Source organism: Serratia sp. CY43202 (genome assembly GCF_052168755.1).
Taxonomy (GTDB): domain Bacteria; phylum Pseudomonadota; class Gammaproteobacteria; order Enterobacterales; family Enterobacteriaceae; genus Serratia; species Serratia bockelmannii.
Genome location: NZ_JBJNMB010000009.1, coordinates 1 through 15,625 on the forward strand (window position 1 = coordinate 1; position 15,625 = coordinate 15,625).

The window sequence follows — 15,625 nt, forward strand, 5'->3', positions numbered from 1 at the left end:
CGGCGGAGCAGCTGTTCGCCGAGTTCGGCTTCACCGTGGACAACGTGGTGGCCAAGGCGCAGGCGCTGCTGAAGTAAGCGGCCGGGCGCAAGCCGATAAAAAAGCCGGTCATCGTGACCGGCTTTTTTTATTCCATCACCCGATGAATCTGCAAATACTGCAGCAGCATGATGGTCTTGCCGTCTTTAATCCGGCCGTCGGCGATCATCGCCACCGCGTCGCGAAACGGCAGTTCGATCACCTCAATATCTTCATCTTCAATGCCGCCGCCGGCCGCGCGCCGCTCATCATCATGGTATTCGGCGATAAAGAAGTGCACGATTTCGGTCACGCCGCCCGGCGACATGTACGCTTCGAAGATTTTCTTCACCTCGCTGACCTGAAAACCGGTCTCCTCCACCGCTTCGCGGCGCGCGCATTGCTCCGGAGAGTCGGCGTCCAGCAGGCCGGCGCAGGCCTCGAGCAGCATGCCGCTCTCGTTGCCGTTGACGTAGGTCGGCATGCGGAACTGATTGGTCAGCACCACCGTGCCCTTGGCGCGGTTGTACAGCAAAATGGTAGCGCCGTTGCCACGATCGTAGACCTCGCGCACCTGTTGCACCGAACCGCCGTTTTTGCGTTTCAGATCGAACGTGTACTTGTGCAGCACATACCAGTTGTCCGACAGCAGCTCTTTCTTCACATTCTCAATTTTCGACGACATAACCCTTTTCCCTTGCGTGACAACGTGCAGATCATACCGCGATTAGGCCGCGCCGCGGCAGACGATTTGCAACAAAAATCACATCGCCTCTCCGGGTAAACCAGGATTTAAAATACATCGTGGGCAGACGCAGACTCTGACAGACGAGTCAGGACGAATCGCATCCACAAAGGCAAATCATCAGTGGAAACCGGGCTGCGGCTGAAAATCGGTGGGCATTTCGCTATTCATTTGATTACACAACGACAATTGTTCCCGTTTTGTTGACAACTTGATACAAATCGCGGTGCAATTTAGTTGCAAAAGTTATAGTTTTGCTTTCGAATGAAACTGGCGAAGCGCCTCACCTGAGAGAAAAGGATTCCGTGATTGCTTGTTAAACGTTCCGTGACCGGCAGCCTGGCCAGAGCGCTGTTCGGCATCGTGATCCTGTCGGTGCTCGCCACCGGGTTGGCGTTGACGACCGTCGCCGGCAGCCAGAGCGATGCCGAGGCGATCAACATCGCCGGTTCGCTGCGCATGCAAAGCTACCGCTTGGCCTTTGACCTCGACCGGCAGAACCCGGAGCTGGAGCTGCACCTGCAGCAATACCGGCAATCTTTGCAGGCACCCGCGCTGCAAAAGCTGGCGCGTTTTTACGTCCCGGCCGAGGTACGCAACCACTATCTGGCGTTGCAACGAACATGGCAAACGATGGAGCAGCAGATCCGCGACGGGCAGGCGGCCGCCTACCGGGCAGAGGTTGCCGGCTACGTCAACCGCGTCGATCATTTCGTTTCCGCTCTACAGCGTTATTCAGAGTTGAAACTCACCCTGGTGGCCGCCATCAGCGTACTGGGCTACGCCGCCATCATCGGTCTGGTGCTGTTCTGCATCCGTTTTATGCGCCGCCAGGTGGTCACGCCGCTGCAGCATCTGGTCGACGCCAGCCAGCGCGTGCAACAGCGCGACTTTCGCCACCCGCAGCTGGACGTGGCGCTGCCGAACGAACTCGGCGTGCTGTCGCAAACCTTCAGCGCCATGTCGGACGAGCTGGCCCGGCTCTATCAGTCGCTGGAGCTGAAAGTGCAGGAAAAGACCCAGCGCCTGCAGCAGGCCAACGAAACGCTGGAGGTGCTGTATCGCTGCTCGCAGGCGCTGAGCGTGCGCCAGATCGATCAGCAGGCGTTTGAAAATGTGCTGCGCATCGTGCGCCAAAGTGAACGACTGCGCTGCATCCGGTTGAACGTGGCGGACGACCATGGCCAGTGGCAACTGAACGAAGGAGAGCCGGCGCCGGCGCAAGCCTGGAGCGCGCTGTCGATCACTCAAGGCGATAAACTGCTGGGCGAATTGCGTTGGCAGCCCGAGGCGCAGCCGCCGCATCCTCACCTGATGCAGAGCCTGGCCAATATGTTGGGCCGCGGCGTCTACTTCAACCGCGCGCAAAAGCAGCACCAATATCTGTTGCTGATGGAAGAGCGTGGGACCATCGCCCGCGAGCTGCACGATTCGCTGGCGCAGACGCTGTCGTTCCTGCGCATCCAGATGACGCTGCTCCGGCGCGCCGCCGACGATCCGGCGGCGCAGACGATTATCGATGATTTCGATCGCACGCTGGCCGATGCCTATCGCCAGCTGAGAGAATTACTGGCCACCTTCCGCCTCAACATTCAGGAGGCGGATCTGAATGCCGCGCTGGAGCAACTGTTGCAGCCATTAAAGGCGCTAACCCCCGCGCGGATTCAGTTACACTGTCGGCTGCCCTCGCAGGCGCTCAACGCCCAACAGCAGGTGCACGCGCTGCAGATCGTGCGCGAAGCGGTACTCAATGCCGTCAAGCACGCCGGAGCGAACGAGATCGCGGTGTGTTGCGAGGTCAATGCCGCAGGCGACAACGTATTCAGCATTACCGACGACGGTTGCGGCATCGCCAGTCTGGAAGAACCGGAAGGGCATTACGGCTTGACCATCATGAGCGAACGCGCGGCGCGACTGGGAGGAACGCTGCGCATCCGGCGCAGAAGCGGCGGCGGCACGGCGGTCTGCCTGACATTCTCGCCCTGACCTTGCGGCTGTTCACTCGGCGTTACGGTTGCCGCCGGGCAGAAGGCCGCCCAGAGAGGTTTGCGGTGCAGAATGCCGCTATTTTTGAAGAGACAGTCCCACTGTGAAGCACGCCTCCGGGCGCGTTTGAGTGGCTTTACTTGCTACAGGGAGCATATTTCATGGTGATGAAGCAATACCAAGTCATGATCGTTGACGATCATCCGTTGATGCGGCGCGGCATCAAACAGCTGCTGGGACTGGATGCGCGATTTGGCGTGGTAGCGGAAGCCGGCAACGGCAGCGAGGCGGTTGCGCTGGCACTGCAGCACGCGCCGGACGTGATCTTGTTGGATCTGAACATGAAGGGCATGTCCGGGCTGGATACGCTGCGGGCCCTGCGCGACGAAGGCGTGGACGCGCGCATCATCGTGCTGGCGGTCTCCGACGCGCGCAGCGATCTGTATGCGCTGATCGACGCCGGCGCCGACGGCTATCTGCTGAAAGACAGTGAACCGGAACAGCTGCTGGAACACATCAGCGCCGCCGCCGAAGGGCAGAACGTGATCAGCGACGCCATGGCCGACTATTTGCTGGCGCGCGGCGAGCAACGCGATCCCTTCGCCGCCTTGACCGAACGCGAACTGGACGTCTTGCAAGAGGTGGCGCGCGGCCTGTCCAACAAACAGGTGGCGGCGCAGCTGCATATCTCTGAAGAAACCGTGAAGGTGCACATCCGCAATATACTGCGCAAGCTGGACGTGCGTTCTCGCGTGGCGGCGACGGTGATGTACCTGGAGTACAAAAGCCACTGATCGCCCCGCCCCGGCCAATACGCCGGGGCCGCTTACTCGATGGCGCTGAGCAGCGCCTGATGGTGCTGATGCACCCAGCTCTTGTTGAACGGCCCCCAGCTTTCCAACTGATAGAAACCGTCGTTGTTGCGCACGCCCTGCTGCACGAACTGCAGCTCGACGCCCATGCCGGGCAGCGCCTTCAGCACATCCTGCAACGTGCGGCGCGGCCAACCGGTCAGCGCCATCAACCGCGGCACATTGGGCCGCTCACTGTGGCTGATCAGCCAGCATAAATAAAGCCGACGGGCAAATACCGGGTTAATTCCCATGCCAAGCTCCTGCTGTAAGGTGAGTCCAGTTTTTACTTTCGGTTGCCTGCGGCGAAGACATGCGCAAGGCCTTTGATAGTAATAAAAATGTCTTAATAGCGTACAATTATCGGCGTCGGTGCATCCACGCCGTTTTCCGCTACCGTTATTTACACTATCTCCTTTTTTTCTCCACGCTTTCCTCGACTATCCCGAGTAAAGTGCAATAGCGCCGGAATCCTTCCCTGCCGCTGAAATGCATATTTCCGATGCGTTTTAAAGATAGAACAAGTCATAACGAGGTTCGCGCTGCATGGCCAATTTTTTTATTGATCGCCCGATTTTCGCCTGGGTGCTGGCAATTATTCTTTGCCTCACCGGGGCATTGGCGATTTTTTCTTTACCGGTAGAACAATACCCGAATCTGGCGCCGCCGAACGTGCGCATTAGCGCAACTTACCCAGGTGCTTCGGCGCAAACGCTGGAAAACACCGTCACGCAGATCATTGAACAGAATATGACCGGCCTCGACAACATGATGTATATGTCGTCGCAGAGCACCAATACCGGCCAGGCAACCGTCACGCTGACGTTCGAAGCCGGCACCGATCCCAACGAAGCGATGCAGCAGGTGCAAAACCAGCTGCAGGCGGCGATCAAACGTTTGCCGCAGGCGGTGCAGAATCAGGGGGTCACGGTGTCGAAATCCGGCGACACCACGCTGATGATGGTGGCGTTCGTCTCCACCGACAACAGCATGGACAAGCAGGACATCGCCGATTACATCGTCTCCAACCTGCAGGATCCGCTCAGCCGCATCAACGGCGTCGGCAGCATGGACGTGTACGGCTCGCAATACGCCATGCGTATCTGGCTCGATCCCAACAAGCTCAACAGTTACCAGCTCACGACCCAGGACGTGGTCAAGGCCATTCAATCGCAGAACGCCCAGGTGGCGGTCGGCCAGTTGGGCGGCACGCCATCGGTCGATAAACAGGCGTTGAACGCCACCATCAACGCCCAGTCGCAGCTCCAGACGCCAGAACAATTCCGCCAGATCACCCTGCGGGTCAATCAGGACGGATCGCTGGTGACGCTGGGCAACGTCGCCACCGTCGAACTGGGCGGCGAGAACTACAACTACCTCAGCCGCTACAACGGGATGCAGGCCGCGGGCATGAACATCAAGCTGGCCTCCGGCGCCAACGAACTGCAGACCGACCAGTTGGTGAAGGACAAGATCGCCGAACTGTCGCAGTACTTCCCGCGCGGGCTGGAGGCCAAAGTGGCCTATGAAACCACCCCGTTCGTCAAAGCCTCGATCAAGGACGTGGTGAAAACGCTGCTGGAAGCCATCCTGCTGGTGTTCCTGGTGATGTACCTGTTCCTGCAGAATTTCCGCGCCACGCTGATCCCCACCATCGCCGTGCCGGTGGTGCTAATGGGCACCTTCGCCATCCTGTCCGCCTGCGGCTTCAGCATCAACACCCTCACCATGTTCGCCATGGTGTTGGCGATCGGCCTGCTGGTGGACGACGCCATCGTGGTGGTGGAAAACGTCGAACGCGTGATGAGCGAAGAAGGCCTGCCGCCGCGTGAAGCCACGCGCAAATCCATGGGGCAAATCCAGAGCGCGCTGGTTGGCATCGCCCTGGTGCTGTCGGCGGTGTTCGTGCCGATGGCGTTCTTCGGCGGCACCACTGGCGCCATCTATCGACAGTTCTCCATCACCATCGTCTCCGCCATGGTGCTGTCGGTGCTGGTGGCGATGATCCTGACCCCTGCCCTGTGCGCCACGCTGCTCAAACCGATCGCCAAGGGCCACCACCACGGTAAGCGCGGCTTCTTCGGCTGGTTCAACCGCATGTTCAACCGCAACACCGAACGCTATGAGCGCGGCGTGGGGCGCATCCTGCACGCCAGCGGCCGCTACATGGTGATTTATCTGCTGTTGCTCGGCGGCATGGCGTTGCTGTTCATCAAGCTGCCGACCTCCTTCCTGCCGCAGGAAGACCGTGGCATCTTCACCGTACAGGTGCAGCTGCCGGCAGGTTCGACCCTGCAACAAACGTCCAAAGTGGTGGAAAAGGTTGAGCGGTACTTCCTCACCGAAGAGAAACAGGATGTGTTGTCGGTGTTCGCCATCATCGGCTCCGGGCCGGGGGGGAACGGCCAAAACGTGGCGCGTCTGTTCATTCGGCTAAAAGACTGGGATCTGCGCACCTCGGGCGCCAACAGCTCGTTCGACATCATCGATCGCGCCACCCTGGCGTTCAACAAGATTAACGAAGCGCGGGTGATCGCCAGCAGCCCGCCGGCTATCACCGGCCTCGGCAACTCTTCCGGCTTCGATATGGAGTTGGAAGACCACGCCGGCCTCGGCCACGCCAAGCTGATGGCGGCGCGCGATCAGCTGCTACAGCTGGCCGGGCAAAACCCGCTGCTGTCGCGCGTGCGCCACAACGGACTGGACGACAGCCCGCAGTTGCAAATCGATATCGATCAACGCAAGGCTCAGGCACTGGGCGTGTCTATCGACGACATCAACAATACCCTCTCCACCGCCTGGGGCTCGACCTACGTCAACGACTTCGTCGACCGCGGCCGGGTGAAAAAAGTCTACGTGCAGGCCGCAGCGCCGTTCCGCATGCTGCCGGCTGACATTAACAAATGGTATGTACGCAACAGCGCGGGCGGCATGGTGCCGTTCTCGGCCTTCGCCAGCTCGCACTGGGAGTACGGTTCGCCGCGGCTGGAGCGCTATAACGGCAGCTCGGCGCTGGAGATCGTCGGCGAAGCGGCCAACGGCGTCAGCACCGGCACCGCGATGGCGGAAATGGAAAAACTGGTCAGCCAACTGCCGACCGGCTTCGGGCTGGAATGGACGGCGATGTCCTATCAGGAACGGCTGTCCGGCTCACAGGCGCCGGCGCTGTACGCCATCTCGCTGCTGGTAGTGTTCCTGTGCCTGGCGGCGCTGTACGAGAGCTGGTCGATACCGTTCTCTGTGATGCTGGTGGTGCCACTGGGGGTGATCGGCGCGGTCGCCGCCACCTGGCTGCGCGGTCTGGAGAACGACGTCTATTTCCAGGTTGGCCTGTTGACCATCATTGGGCTGTCGGCGAAAAACGCCATTCTTATCGTCGAGTTCGCTAATGAGCTGAACCATAAAGGCCAGGATCTGATGTCGGCGACGCTCGACGCGTCCCGCATGCGTCTGCGGCCGATCCTGATGACCTCGCTGGCGTTCATCTTCGGCGTGCTGCCGATGGCCACCAGCAGCGGCGCCGGTTCCGGTAGCCAGCATGCGGTCGGCACCGGGGTGATGGGCGGCATGATCTCCGCCACCCTGCTGGCGATTTTCTTCGTGCCGCTGTTCTTCGTGCTGGTGCGGCGCCGTTTCCCGGGTAAAGCACATCCGGCAACCACGCCGACCACTGAGGAGTAACAGGCAGCGCATAAAAAAAGCAGCGTCGGGTAACCGATGCTGCTTTTTTTCGAACGATAATCTCGTTCCCAAGGTGTTTCAGTGACGTTCCAATGACTCAACCTTGCCATCTGCTTCAACGCTGTGTCAGTTGCCCAACATCTCATCAATGAAGTCTTTCCAGTTTCCTAATTCACGATCAACCATAATACTTTACAACCTCAATTATTTGACGAAGCGGATTCTACGCTTGTTTTTTGACCATGTGAAGGGAAACGGGAACGATGCCGGGCCCGGAAATCGGGCTTAGCGCACATTTTCGTATTTATCTGATCAATGTGCAGTACAGCTATTCCCTTGTGATATCAATTTCTCCACGGTAGCGTGTAAAAGGTATAAAAATACGCCAAGGGAGCGCCGATCATGTCCACTTCTTTGTCTCTCTCGCAGTTGAAAACGCAGGGCCGCTATCAGGAAGCGACTGCGCTGGCGTTACGGCAACTGGCGGCCGAGCCGGAAGCGGCGATGTTACACTTTCAGCTGGCCTGCCTGTATGACGTTCAGGGCCTGGAGCAACAGGCCATTCCCTGCTACCTCGCGGCATTGGCTCGCGATTTGCCGCCCGCCCAGCGCCGTGAAGCCTGGCTGGGCCTCGGCAGCACTTACCGCGCCCTGGGGAAATACCCGGCTTCGCTGCGCGCTTTCGACGATGGCCTGACCGAATTCCCGCAGGCCAACGAACTAATGCTGTTTCGCGCCATGACGCTGTACAACCTGGGTGAAAATAAACGCGCCGTGGCCGATCTGTTATTGTTGCTGGCGGACACCTCGTCAGACCCCGGCATCCGCGGCTATCAGCGCGCCATTCGGCACTATGCCGCCGATCTCAATCATATTGATTAGAGGAAAACCATGGAAATCATCACCGATATGAGCCGCCGCGCCATAGACTGGCAGCGGCTGTGTGAATTGCTGCAGGCCGCCGGGCTGGGCGAACGCGATCCGCATACGCTGCAACGCGTTTACCAACACAGCCAGTTTTGCTATTGGGGGTTTATCGGCGATGAGCTGATCGCCACCGCGCATGCCATCAGCGATTTGACCTCGGTTGCCTACCTGGCCGACGTGGCGATCGATCCGCGCTTTCAGGGACAGGGGTTGGGGCGCAGGTTGATGGACCGGGTGATGCAAGATCTGGCGCCGCTCGGCAAGATTTTCATCTATTCGGTGCCGGAAAAACTGGCCTTCTATAAAAAGTACGGCTTTCACGATTTGACCACCGGCATGGTGTTCGCTGAGGGCGCCGCCCTGCGGCGTTTGCAACAGGGAGGCTACGTACGTTAATCGCGCATTACAAGGTTTTGCTCATAAAGATACGGCAGGTCCCCGGCGGCAGGCACGGCACCTCCCCCATACGCTGCCAGCCATGTCGTTGATAAAAGTCCGGCGCCTGAAAACTGATGGTGTACAACACGGCGGAAAGGCAACCGCGCCGGCGGCCTTCCTGCTCGAAACGGCGCAACAATTCGCTGCCCAGCCCCGCCCCGCGCAACGCTTCCGGCAGATAAAAGAGATCGAGAAACAGCAGCCCTAATGATGAGCGCCCGGTAATCCCCCCGAGAACCTCCCCACTATCGGGATCTTTTACCACCACGGCCAACGGCAGACGATCGCCGTAGCCGATATGTTGATCATTAAAACGGTCCAACCCCTCCGCGATACAGGACGTTATTTCCTGCGTTACCCGATCGGAAATTTCGATATGACATTCTTTCACGCCAGCTCTCCGTATCAATCATCCACGTTCGCACTCTGCTCACAGCTTAAAACATCGCATTTTCTTTGTTTAGAATTATCTTTGTCTCAATTTCCACGTTAATTTTCGCATGACTTCAGCGCCGACTTTACTGTCGCTCCAAGTAAAGCTTCTCATCGTGATAAAACCAAGAAAAATCTTAGTTTTTAACTCGTTAAACGCAATCTTCCGTCATTTAATGATCGTCAAAAACGATCGTTTTGATAATTTTGATAGTCAATATCTATGTTAATTCCTTTCAATTACCGAGGTATTAATAGAAGATGTCTATTCTATTAGCCTTACCTTGCTTAAAAATTCGGTTGAAAAAAAGATTTACTCTTTATAAATCATGCTAGTATATAACCTTCCCTTCAAAGCTCGCGCCCAGATAACGCTCATTCGTTTGCGGTGCAAGATAAGTTCAACATGAAATTATTTAGATTATTTCTTTTTTTATGTTTTAAGATATCAATCCTCACCGGGAAATAGAAAGTAAAGGACTATAATAAAATGGAAATTGATATTTTCAGCGAGTGTGCCTATACCACCGTCGGCATTCGACAACTCATTAACCAAACATGGGCGGAAAAACGCGCGCCGGCCGGCTTTAGCCGTAAAAGGGTCTGCTTTATCGATGTCACTATCGCCAATTTTGAAGCACGTTACCGCGATGAATATGCCAACCCCAATACCTACAAAATAATCATTATCACCGACTGCCTGCATGAGGTGGTGATTGTCGACAATAAAACCATTATATTATCAAACCTTATATCATTGAGCCGCTTCAGCCACCTGATCGGTGACTTATATAAGCGTTACAGTCACTATACCGAACCGCCGCAACTCTCCCAGCGCGAGTCCCTTTTCCTTTCGGAGTGGTCGACGGGAAAATCGCTGGCCGATATCAGCAATGCCATGAATATCAGAAATAAAACCGCCAATCATTACAAGTCGCGAATAATGAAAAAGCTCGGCGCCAGCAGGATAAAACCGCTGTTGCATATTACCCGCGTACGGTGTTTGACCGATCGTTTAAACATAAGAACCAATAAAGAGTAGTGACCGCCCCCCAGCTCCGCATTGGCGGCTGAATGCATTCGCCGGCGTCTTTTAAAAGCACCGCTGGCGAAGGTCGCCGTTTCATCGCTTTGCCAACCTCTCTCTCCCTGGCGCCCAATCGTCTCTCGCGCGCATCGTTGTCTGGATCTCGCCGCCGCTTTACTGGCATTATCTCTGCTATCGCCGGGCGGCGAGAAGGCCTAAGACCGCGCCCGCCGCTCAGTATCGACTCGACGAGACAGGTAGCTTTACGCCATGGCAAATAAACCGCAACAGACAACGCTGACGATGTACGGCATCAAAAACTGCGACACCATCAAAAAAGCCCGCCGCTGGCTGGAAGATCAGGGCATAGCCTATCATTTTCACGACTACCGCGCCGACGGCCTGACCGAACAGCAACTGCGCGGTTTCGTCGCGCAGCTGGGTTGGGAGCCGCTGCTCAATACCCGCGGCACCACCTGGCGCAAGCTGGATGAAGCGCAGCGCAATGCCTGTGATAATGCCGACGCCGCCATCGCACTGATGTTGGCGCAGCCGGCAATCATTAAACGTCCGCTGCTGGACGACGGCAACGGCCACGCCCTGCTCGGTTTTAACGCCGACGCTTACCAACAATTTATCACCGAGGTTGCCGTATGACTTGCCCGGTTATCGAACTGGCCCAGCAGTTGATCAAACGCCCTTCCCTCAGCCCGAATGACGAAGGCTGCCAGCAGCTGATGATCGATCGCCTGCAGGCGATCGGCTTCACCGTCGAAGCAATGGACTTCGAAGATACCCAAAACTTCTGGGCCTGGCGCGGTGAAGGGCAAACCCTGGCGTTTGCCGGGCACACCGACGTGGTGCCGACCGGTGATGAAAAACGCTGGGACAACCCGCCGTTTGAACCGGCAATCCGTGACGGCATGCTCTATGGCCGCGGCGCGGCGGACATGAAAGGCTCATTGGCCGCGATGGTGGTGGCCGCGGAACGCTTTGTCGCCGCCAACCCGAATCACCGGGGCCGTCTGGCATTCCTGATCACTTCGGATGAAGAAGCCAGCGCCACTCACGGCACGGTTAAAGTGGTCGAAGCGCTGATGGCGCGCAACGAGCGGCTGGATTACTGCCTGGTCGGCGAGCCGTCCAGCACCGAGCGCGTCGGCGACGTGGTGAAAAATGGCCGTCGTGGCTCCATCACCGCCAACCTGCATATCCACGGCGTACAGGGGCACGTTGCCTATCCGCATCTGGCGGACAATCCGGTGCACCGCGCCATGCCGGCACTGAATGAACTGGTGGCGATCGAATGGGATCGCGGCAACGAGTTCTTCCCGCCGACCAGTATGCAGATCGCCAACGTGCAGGCCGGCACCGGCAGCAACAACGTGATCCCGGGCGATCTCTACGTGCAGTTCAACTTCCGTTTCAGCACCGAACTGACCGACGCGATGATCAAGCAGCGCGTGGAAGAGCTGCTGGAACGCCATCAGTTGAATTACAGCATCGAATGGCGGCTGTCCGGTCAACCGTTCCTCACCTCGCGCGGCGCGCTGGTGGATGCGGTGGTCAACGCGGTCGAGCACTATTCTGAATTGACGCCGCAGTTGCTGACCACCGGCGGCACCTCCGACGGCCGCTTCATCGCGCAGATGGGCGCGCAGGTGGTGGAACTGGGGCCGGTCAACGCCACCATCCACAAGGTCAACGAATGTGTCAACGCCGCGGATCTGCAGCTGCTGAGCCGCATGTATCAACGCATCATGGAGCAATTGGTCGCATGATCAACGCAGAGATGCTCACCGGCCGCTCAACCGAACACCTCGCGCCGCTGAGCGGGAACCACCGCCTGCAGCCGCAGGCGGTCAACGCCTTCCTGGCGATGCAGCAGGCGGCGCATGAGGCGGGATTCGATCTCCAGCCCGCCAGCACCTTCCGCGATTTCGACCGCCAGTTGGCGATTTGGAATGGCAAATTCTGCGGCCAGCGGCCAGTATTAGATAAGGACAGCCGCCCGATCGACGTCGCGACGCTATCGGCCGCCGAGCGCTGTGAGGCGATCCTGCGCTGGTCGGCCCTGCCGGGCGCCAGCCGCCATCACTGGGGCAGCGATCTGGACGTGTACGATCCGTCGCTGTTGCCGGAAGGGCAAAAGCTGCAGCTGGAGCCGTGGGAATATGAGGACGGCGGTTACTTTGCGCCGCTCAACCAGTGGCTGACGGCGCATATGGCCGAATTCGGTTTCTACCGCCCCTTTACCGAAGACTGCGGCGGCGTGGCGGTGGAGCCGTGGCATCTGAGCTACCGGCCGCTGGCACAAGAGGCCGAATATTTGCTGACCCCGGCGCTGTTGCTGGCGGCCTGGCATGATAAGGAGGTCGCCGGTGCCGAATGGCTCGAACGCCATCTGCCCTCGATTTTTTCGCGTTTTATACGCAGTGAAGGAAAGGAGTAGCTATGCAATGGTTAGCTGATTACTGGTGGATTATCCTGCTGGTTCTGGTGGGGATGGTCGTCAGCGGCATCAAGGAACTGCGCCGCGTCGACGTTAAAAGCTATTTGGCCAACAAGCCGGAGATACCGCCGCACCGCGACAACAATGCCCAGTGGGATGACGAAGACGACTGGCCGAAAAAGAAATGACATCAGGGCGCTCATCGGCGCCCTGAATTTTTAGCGAAAGGCGATCAGCTCGCCGCGCTTGCCGGACAAGGCTTCGTCCCAGTAGCGCTGCGGCACATAATAATGCAGCCTTTCCAACGCGGCGTTCATCATGCCCTGGTTGATTGCGTGCCCGACGTTTTCCTCCACGTCCAGCGTGAAATCGGCGCCGTTGGTCCGCAACGCCTCCGCCGCCGCGTGAGCGTGTTGCACCGCGATCACCGCGTCCTCTTCACCGTGGATCAAATGCACCACGCTGTCGCCGAAAGCCTGCTCAGGCAACTGGGCGAAACGCCCGCTGAACGCGACCACGCGCCCGGCCAGTCGGGTTTCCGCTTTTAACGCTTCCAGCGCCATGATCGCCCCCTGCGAGAACCCCACCAGCGCCGTGCCGGCATAGCCTACGCCGCTCAACTGCTGCCAATGGCGCACCACCGCCACAAACTGCGGCATCACGTCTGCGATGCGGGCCGCGCGGTTCTCTTCGGTCACGTCCTGCACCGAAAACCACTGGCGCCCTGCACCGTTGCCGAACGCTTCGGGGCCACCGATGCTCACCACCTGTGCCTGAGGAAAGTCTTTGGCGAAGTAGCTGCCGATCTCCCCCATCGCCACCGGGTTGTCGCCGACACCGTGAAACAGCAAGATCAGCTGCGCCGCCGGGGTCGCCGGGGTTTGGACAACGAAATGCTCATGTTTCATCGATGACTCCTTAATAGTAACCAAACCTGGTGCGGCGACAGTCGCCGCCGCACCGCTGACAGTGACTATACGCCGTTGAGAAATCGGGAAAATCGGGTTTTATTGAGCGAGTTATTCAATTTATTGCAACGACTGCGCCCAGTCGCGCCAGTAACGGCAGTGCTGCGCATTCAACTGTTCCAGCGCCTGCGCCGTTTCGTGCCGCCAGTGCCGCAGCAAGGCTTTCTGGCCACTTACGCCCGCCTGCTCCGCGCACGCCGCCGGGGATTGTCGCCGTTGCAGATGGCCGCGCAGCGCGGGCAGCGGCAAATTGCTGGCCAACAGCAAACGCTGCAATGCCCCCAGGCTGGCCTCCAGCGGCCGATGGGCGAAAGCGAATCCGGCCAGCTCGCGCCAGTCCTCTTCGCCAAGCGGCGTGTCGCCGTCGTCGCCTGGGATCGCCAGCGCGAGTTCAATACGCTGCCGCAGCCAGGGCCAGTCGCGCGCCAGATGCTTGTGCGCCGCGTGCCGCAGCGCCTCTCCTTGCTCGCTCAGGGGCAAGATAGCCATCGCGGTATAGCAGCCGCTGCTGGCCTCCGGCTTGCTGCCGATGCGCACCAGCTCGAAACCGCAGGATTGCCAAAAGCGCCACAGCGGCTCGGTATAGCCGAAGCTGACCGACAGGAAGTCCAGACCCTGCGCCTGGCGGCGTTGCCGCTCGACCAGCTGACGCGCGATACCCTGCCGCCGCAACGCCGGCAGCGTCGCGATGCGGGTAATGCGCCGTGAATGCAGCGTCGGCGCCCACCACTGGCCGCCATGCGCCGCCAGCGACTGCGCCACCAAGTTGCCGCGCGGTCGGCGGCGGCCGGCCCACACGTCGTGCGCCAACTCGGCGCTCAACCCGCCTTCGTCCACCAGCCACACGGCGCCCACCACTTCCTGTTCGGCCTGCGCCAGCCCGAAATGCATGCCTGGCGCATCCATCAACCTGCGCAAATCCAGCGGCGAGGTGCGGTAATGCGCGCTGCTCAGCAGAGCATAGAAACGCGCCAGCCGCTGCGGAGCGGCGCACAGTTCACGCTGCTCCGCCTGGCTGTAATCGATCGCCTGGCCGTCCGCCGGCCAGGCGGGCAGCTCGTTGAACAACAGCGCATTGTCCGTTATCCGTTCCAACGCGTCCCCCTGTGCCCAACGCATCGGCTGTTGCAGGCTCAGCGCCTGATAGGACGGCAGCCCGGCGCAAAACTTCAGCAGAAAACCGCGGCCGGTGCCTTCATAGCCCTGCACCGTGGTGGTCAACAGCACGCGAGGAAAATAACCGATCAACTGCTGCAACAGTGGCGCGGGGATCGCCGCCGCCTCATCCACCAGCAGCCACCCCACGGCGCTGACGTCACCCTCACGACACTGCGCCAGCAAGGCATCGGGCGCCCAAAACTGCGCGCGCCCCTGCGCCCATTCCCCGGCCACCTCAGTGGCGGCGCGGCTCGGCCCGGTGATCCAGCAGGTCAGCGGCGACTGCGCCACCAGCATACCCGCCAACGTCGATTTGCCGCGGCCACGGGCGGCGGTCAGCACCCACACGCCGGACTCGGCCTGCAGCAGCGCCGTCAAGATCGCCTGTTGTTCCTCGGTCGGGCGGCCATCCGGCGGCTGCCACCCTTCACGCGCCGGCAGCGCGGCCAGCGTCAGGGGCTCTCCCTGCCGCCAGATCGTCACTTCGCTGTCATCGGCCAGATGCTGCTGCAGATGATGAATGAAATGCGGCGTGGTGATCGGCTGCGGACAATCGCTCCAGCGCAGGCTGTCGCCGTCCGGCTGCTGAGGCCATTGTCGCCAGGGGGGCGTCAACAGCAGCAGCCAGCTGCCGGCGCGCAAGGCGCCACTCAACGCCGCCAGCGCCTCTACGTCCAGCGAGTGACCGGCGTCGAACACCGCGTGCAGCCGCTCCTGCCCCAGCAATTGGCGCATCGCGCCGCTTGCTAAAGCCACCTCGCCGGGCGGCGGATTTTCCCCGACCCACGGCCAGTCGCCTGGCAACGTAGCCGCCAGCCGCTGCGCCTGTTCGCGGCACCAGTCAGGTTCACCGCTGAGCACCAGCAGGCGTCGGATGCCCTGCCGCCGCATAAGTTGTTGCGCTGCCTGTAACATAACGCTGTGTCTCAATCCGAAAAAAAT

The 15,625-nt window shown here is 59.5% G+C and carries 16 protein-coding genes and 1 pseudogene; 11 read left to right on the plus strand and 6 right to left on the minus strand.

The features are described from left to right. Positions 1-77 (plus strand): annotated as a pseudogene (locus ACJ8J5_RS18605) (transketolase-like TK C-terminal-containing protein); the annotation flags it as partial. 50 nt (positions 78-127) lie between these two features. Here the strand turns inward: ACJ8J5_RS18605 and nudK are convergent. Beyond that, positions 128-703: a GDP-mannose pyrophosphatase NudK gene (gene nudK / locus ACJ8J5_RS18610; protein ID WP_033643990.1), complete on the minus strand. Its 576-nt coding sequence runs from the start codon at positions 701-703 to the stop codon at positions 128-130. A 369-nt stretch (positions 704-1,072) separates the two neighbouring features. On the opposite strand from nudK, the gene narQ reads away from it, so the two are divergent. Continuing rightward, positions 1,073-2,749, plus strand: coding sequence for a nitrate/nitrite two-component system sensor histidine kinase NarQ (narQ, locus tag ACJ8J5_RS18615; protein ID WP_334274011.1), 1,677 nt, complete (start codon positions 1,073-1,075; stop codon positions 2,747-2,749). Between the two features lie 161 nt (positions 2,750-2,910). Then, the gene (locus tag ACJ8J5_RS18620; protein ID WP_414104899.1) at positions 2,911-3,543 is read left to right on the plus strand and encodes a response regulator; all 633 of its coding nucleotides are present in this window, start codon (positions 2,911-2,913) and stop codon (positions 3,541-3,543) included. A 32-nt stretch (positions 3,544-3,575) separates the two neighbouring features. On the opposite strand, the gene ACJ8J5_RS18625 is transcribed toward ACJ8J5_RS18620, so the two are convergent. Further along, positions 3,576-3,854: a winged helix-turn-helix domain-containing protein gene (locus ACJ8J5_RS18625; RefSeq protein WP_004941750.1), complete on the minus strand. Its 279-nt coding sequence runs from the start codon at positions 3,852-3,854 to the stop codon at positions 3,576-3,578. A 292-nt stretch (positions 3,855-4,146) separates the two neighbouring features. On the opposite strand from ACJ8J5_RS18625, the gene acrD reads away from it, so the two are divergent. Beyond that, positions 4,147-7,281, plus strand: coding sequence for a multidrug efflux RND transporter permease AcrD (gene acrD, locus ACJ8J5_RS18630; protein WP_197836316.1), 3,135 nt, complete (start codon positions 4,147-4,149; stop codon positions 7,279-7,281). Positions 7,282-7,407: 126 nt separating this feature from the next. Here the strand turns inward: acrD and ypfM are convergent, their stop codons facing one another. Beyond that, on the minus strand, positions 7,408-7,467 hold the full coding sequence (gene ypfM / locus ACJ8J5_RS18635; protein ID WP_100396732.1) for a protein YpfM: 60 nt from the start codon (positions 7,465-7,467) through the stop codon (positions 7,408-7,410). Between the two features lie 216 nt (positions 7,468-7,683). On the opposite strand from ypfM, the gene ACJ8J5_RS18640 reads away from it, so the two are divergent. Beyond that, entirely contained in the window at positions 7,684-8,163 is a 480-nt protein-coding gene (locus tag ACJ8J5_RS18640; RefSeq protein ID WP_049204814.1) for a tetratricopeptide repeat protein, read from the plus strand. A gap of 9 nt (positions 8,164-8,172) precedes the next feature. Then, positions 8,173-8,604: a GNAT family N-acetyltransferase gene (locus ACJ8J5_RS18645; protein WP_025303819.1), complete on the plus strand. Its 432-nt coding sequence runs from the start codon at positions 8,173-8,175 to the stop codon at positions 8,602-8,604. A 7-nt stretch (positions 8,605-8,611) separates the two neighbouring features. Here the strand turns inward: ACJ8J5_RS18645 and ACJ8J5_RS18650 are convergent, their stop codons facing one another. Continuing rightward, positions 8,612-9,037 (minus strand): GNAT family N-acetyltransferase, encoded by a 426-nt coding sequence (locus ACJ8J5_RS18650; protein WP_060434453.1) that lies wholly within the window; start codon positions 9,035-9,037, stop codon positions 8,612-8,614. Positions 9,038-9,568: 531 nt separating this feature from the next. Between ACJ8J5_RS18650 and ACJ8J5_RS18655 the strand changes: the two genes are divergently transcribed. The 5 genes from ACJ8J5_RS18655 to ACJ8J5_RS18675 all read left to right on the plus strand — a co-directional run bounded on the left by ACJ8J5_RS18655 (position 9,569) and on the right by ACJ8J5_RS18675 (position 12,745). Further along, positions 9,569-10,120: a LuxR C-terminal-related transcriptional regulator gene (locus ACJ8J5_RS18655; RefSeq protein WP_049204816.1), complete on the plus strand. Its 552-nt coding sequence runs from the start codon at positions 9,569-9,571 to the stop codon at positions 10,118-10,120. A 255-nt stretch (positions 10,121-10,375) separates the two neighbouring features. Next, entirely contained in the window at positions 10,376-10,762 is a 387-nt protein-coding gene (locus ACJ8J5_RS18660; RefSeq protein ID WP_043140410.1) for an ArsC family reductase, read from the plus strand. Then, positions 10,759-11,886 (plus strand): succinyl-diaminopimelate desuccinylase, encoded by a 1,128-nt coding sequence (gene dapE, locus ACJ8J5_RS18665; protein ID WP_025303823.1) that lies wholly within the window; start codon positions 10,759-10,761, stop codon positions 11,884-11,886. The genes ACJ8J5_RS18660 and dapE overlap by 4 nt, the downstream gene beginning before the upstream one ends. Beyond that, complete coding sequence (locus ACJ8J5_RS18670; RefSeq protein WP_147824107.1) at positions 11,883-12,557, plus strand: M15 family metallopeptidase; 675 nt, start codon at positions 11,883-11,885, stop codon at positions 12,555-12,557. Before dapE ends, ACJ8J5_RS18670 begins: the two co-directional genes overlap by 4 nt. Positions 12,558-12,559: 2 nt before the next feature. Further along, positions 12,560-12,745: a YpfN family protein gene (locus ACJ8J5_RS18675; protein WP_004941720.1), complete on the plus strand. Its 186-nt coding sequence runs from the start codon at positions 12,560-12,562 to the stop codon at positions 12,743-12,745. Positions 12,746-12,775: 30 nt separating this feature from the next. Here the strand turns inward: ACJ8J5_RS18675 and ypfH are convergent, their stop codons facing one another. Continuing rightward, a complete protein-coding gene (ypfH, locus tag ACJ8J5_RS18680; protein WP_049296083.1) occupies positions 12,776-13,465 on the minus strand; it encodes an esterase in 690 nt (229 codons plus the stop codon). Positions 13,466-13,585: 120 nt separating this feature from the next. Beyond that, complete coding sequence (locus ACJ8J5_RS18685) at positions 13,586-15,598, minus strand: tRNA(Met) cytidine acetyltransferase TmcA (protein ID WP_414104900.1); 2,013 nt, start codon at positions 15,596-15,598, stop codon at positions 13,586-13,588. Positions 15,599-15,625: the final 27 nt, after the last annotated feature.

Bases quoted from the DNA above. Each gene is read 5' to 3' on its own strand.
- nudK (WP_033643990.1), bottom strand. From the start codon at position 703: ATGTCGTCGAAAATTGAGAATGTGAAGAAAGAGCTGCTGTCGGACAAC.
- ACJ8J5_RS18620 (WP_414104899.1), top strand. From the start codon at position 2,911: ATGGTGATGAAGCAATACCAAGTCATGATCGTTGACGATCATCCGTTG.
- ACJ8J5_RS18625 (WP_004941750.1), bottom strand. From the start codon at position 3,854: ATGGGAATTAACCCGGTATTTGCCCGTCGGCTTTATTTATGCTGGCTG.
- acrD (WP_197836316.1), top strand. From the start codon at position 4,147: ATGGCCAATTTTTTTATTGATCGCCCGATTTTCGCCTGGGTGCTGGCA.
- ACJ8J5_RS18640 (WP_049204814.1), top strand. From the start codon at position 7,684: ATGTCCACTTCTTTGTCTCTCTCGCAGTTGAAAACGCAGGGCCGCTAT.
- ACJ8J5_RS18645 (WP_025303819.1), top strand. From the start codon at position 8,173: ATGGAAATCATCACCGATATGAGCCGCCGCGCCATAGACTGGCAGCGG.
- ACJ8J5_RS18655 (WP_049204816.1), top strand. From the start codon at position 9,569: ATGGAAATTGATATTTTCAGCGAGTGTGCCTATACCACCGTCGGCATT.
- ACJ8J5_RS18660 (WP_043140410.1), top strand. From the start codon at position 10,376: ATGGCAAATAAACCGCAACAGACAACGCTGACGATGTACGGCATCAAA.
- dapE (WP_025303823.1), top strand. From the start codon at position 10,759: ATGACTTGCCCGGTTATCGAACTGGCCCAGCAGTTGATCAAACGCCCT.
- ACJ8J5_RS18670 (WP_147824107.1), top strand. From the start codon at position 11,883: ATGATCAACGCAGAGATGCTCACCGGCCGCTCAACCGAACACCTCGCG.
- ACJ8J5_RS18675 (WP_004941720.1), top strand. From the start codon at position 12,560: ATGCAATGGTTAGCTGATTACTGGTGGATTATCCTGCTGGTTCTGGTG.
- ypfH (WP_049296083.1), bottom strand. From the start codon at position 13,465: ATGAAACATGAGCATTTCGTTGTCCAAACCCCGGCGACCCCGGCGGCG.
- ACJ8J5_RS18685 (WP_414104900.1), bottom strand. From the start codon at position 15,598: ATGTTACAGGCAGCGCAACAACTTATGCGGCGGCAGGGCATCCGACGC.